This window comes from Microvirga aerilata (genome assembly GCF_016743775.1).
Classification (GTDB): domain Bacteria; phylum Pseudomonadota; class Alphaproteobacteria; order Rhizobiales; family Beijerinckiaceae; genus Microvirga; species Microvirga aerilata.
Window position 1 is genome coordinate 1 of the sequence record NZ_JAEQMY010000219.1, and the last position, 2,858, is coordinate 2,858.

3 protein-coding genes are annotated in these 2,858 nt (G+C 59.6%); all 3 read right to left on the reverse strand.

Features of this window, described 5'->3' with window-relative positions:
• Nucleotides 1–249: 249 nt before the first annotated feature.
• Entirely contained in the window at nt 250–942 is a 693-nt protein-coding gene (locus tag JKG68_RS31725; RefSeq protein WP_202066354.1) for a glutathione S-transferase family protein, read from the reverse strand.
• Nucleotides 943–1,048: 106 nt separating this feature from the next.
• The gene (locus JKG68_RS31730; protein WP_202066356.1) at nt 1,049–1,357 is read right to left on the reverse strand and encodes a putative quinol monooxygenase; all 309 of its coding nucleotides are present in this window, start codon (nt 1,355–1,357) and stop codon (nt 1,049–1,051) included.
• A gap of 1,321 nt (nt 1,358–2,678) precedes the next feature.
• Nucleotides 2,679–2,858, reverse strand: a 180-nt coding sequence (locus JKG68_RS31735; RefSeq protein WP_202066358.1) for an ATP-binding domain-containing protein, incomplete at its 5' end; no start/stop codon positions are given.

A 2,858-nucleotide genomic window follows, 5' to 3' on the forward strand; every position in this document is an offset into this window, starting at 1 on the left:
GGAAGCCAATCGCCGCCTGATCAAACGGCATTGTTCAGGGCCGACTACGTTACACCTGTCGCGTGAAGATCAATAAGACCGGAAGGCTGCCTCAGCCGCTTCGCGCCTGAGCCGTTCGGCGCATCTGGTGCCGTTCTTTCAGCGTCCGATCAGGAACTCCCCTGGACACCTATGTCCCTCCACGGCTTTGACCTGCGCCCAGCGGCCATTTTGCTGGCTGGACGGAGGAACGGCGGCACGCGTGAAATGTCAGCTAGCCGGGGCAGCCAAATGTCGGAACATATGTTGGCGTGCTTCGTCGTCCATCTCAGCTTTGAAGCTGTGCCGCTCCTTCAGCGCGGCAGCGGTCTGAGCGGCCGGGCGAGCGCTGATCTCGTCAAAAAGACGCTTGAGGTTCGGGAAGTCGTCCCAGGCGTTCTCGCCCAGGATGAAGGGCACCATGCGCGCCCATCCCCATAGGGCCATGTCAACGATGGTGTAAGTCTCTCCCACCATGTAGCGCTGCCCGGACAGATGCGCATCAATGATGCCGTAATGCCGCTTCGCTTCATACAAGTAGCGATTGACGGCATACTCCTTCGGCTCAGGCGCAAAGTGCTTGAAATGTACGGCCTGGCCTGAGAACGGTCCGACGCCTGTCGCAATGAACATTAGCCAGGAGAGAAGCTCACCACGCGAGACAGGTGTGCTGTCGGGCAGGAACTGTCCGGTTCTCTCCGCAAGATAGAGCAGGATCGCGTTCGAGTCGAAAACCCTTGCGCCCGTATCCTGGTCGATGATCACAGGCACCTTGCCATTCGGATTAATAGCCAGAAAGTCCGGCTGGTGCTGCTCGCCTTTGCGGGTATCTACCGGCTTGAGCTCATACGGAAGGCTCATCTCCTCCAGGCACAGAGCCACCTTCATTGGGTTCGGGGCAAGGTTGTAGTAGAATGTGATCAAAGGAGAACTCCAGCAGCAGGGGACGACATGGGGCAGGTTCTGACGGGAACCGCTGCGGTATGCAGTGCAATCAAGCACGACTCGTCAGGGGCCGTCAGGCAGGATTCTAGAGAGGTGAGAGGACGTGGATCATGCGGGTCTCGATCATGTCAGCCGTCCTCTCGGCATAAGCTCTCATGTGCGGAGACGCGGCATGGGCGTTGAGTGCTTCAGGGCTCGCCCATTTCTCGACTACGACAAAGGTGTCCGGCCCAAGTTCGGTCTGAAAGGGGCCGAATGTTGGAAGATCGATAACAGGAACGTACTCGATGCAACCCTCTTCGGCATGCACGGCCGGCATGTTCGCCCGGAACTCCCGGAGCACAGCTTCGCGCATACCAGGCTTTGCAGTGATGTAGGCCAAAACGTGCAGCATGAATGATCTCCCGATTGCTGATTGTTAGCCACTGCTCTGCGCCCCCGCAAGCACCTCACCCTGGATGCAGGACCTGTGACTCTCGCTATAAGTCCGACGCTCAAGATCCATCAACCTGTCCTGGGACCTAGGCGCCTCGGCCGCATCTCAAGAGGCTGATGGGAGATCGGACCAATACCGCCGGAGGGAGCCCAGTCGGGCCACCGGGACTCAGGTCCCCAGTGCCACTGAGCATGTGGCGTCATGCCGATGTGGCTTCCCTGCACCGGAATAGTGATGCCGACCGGCAACTTATAAGTGGCGGTCTGGCCCGCCCAGTCCTCGCGCTGATAGCGAATCTCTCTTTGGCAGTGAGGGCAGCGCGACGCGAGGATTTTTCTGAAGGCCCGTGGGCTTTCTGCCAGGTCGGGAAGAGCCACCTGTGCCTTGGCATAAGCATCTGCATAGCCCTCCATCGCTTGAACCACCTCAATTTCAAGAGGGTCCCCCCGCGGCGCTTCGGCCCTGTAGGCCAGGAGAACCCTTTTGCGGCATGTGCGGTGCCAGCATTGGTCCTCGCGGAAAAAGAGTGGGATGATCCCGTGCCGGCCATTTCCGGACCACTGAAGTTGCCCGCTCAGCGCACCGGCGACAAAGTCAGAGATGCTGAGCGACAGGCGATCGACATGCACGTGCGCTCCCGGTCGGCCATCCTGATCCTTCCAAGTCGTGGTTTTGAAGGCCGGGAGATGTTGGTCAGGCCTGAGCCAGTAATGATGCAGAGCTGCAGGCTCATGAGCGACCAGCCAGAGGGTGCGAATTCCTGAAGCCATATAGCGCTCTTGCCGCTGGCGGTAGGCTTCCTCGCCTTGGAGTTGAACCTGGGCCTCAAGGGCGACTGTCCAGGGCTTTCCAGGCCGGCGGCACAGGACGTCAGCTCGCCATTCCTGACCATCTGGCGTCGTCCCGGATTGCTCCGGCAGAGCATCCCAACCCGCGGCCCGGGCTCCGATCAGAATCTGTGCTTTGATGTAGAGGTGGAGGTCACTCTCCTTCGCTCCTTCAGGGGCTCGCCCAGGAGGATGGGCGAAGAAGCGTGTTCCGGCGCGCGAGACTTTGGGGATTGCTCGCCCTCTCGCATATGGCATCCACGCATCCCGATTGCGCGCGGATCGTAATCGCTCCCATTCATCATCAGTCATCAGTGGAGCAACGAGGGGCTCTCCTGAGTTGGTGTATGCGAGCAGCGGCATGGTCTGGCTTAGATTACCTCGAGAGATGCGTGCGGTGTTAGAGCCTTATGCGTTAAATGCGCCATGAGAAAGGATGTTTGAGCTGTCGATCAATGAGCAGCTAACCATTGCCGCAGTTTCGTCCAGCGCCTCTTCATCTGACCACCCCTGACTGCGATCCCGACGGCCTTCTTCTGCCCTACCAGCACCACGAGCCGCTTGCCGCGGGTGACCCCCGTGTAGAGCAGGTTGCGGGCCAGCATCGTGAAGTGCTGCGTGACGACAGGAAT

Coding starts and splice junctions, on each gene's coding strand:
- JKG68_RS31730 (WP_202066356.1), bottom strand. CDS start 1,357: ATGCTGCACGTTTTGGCCTACATCACTGCAAAGCCTGGTATGCGCGAA.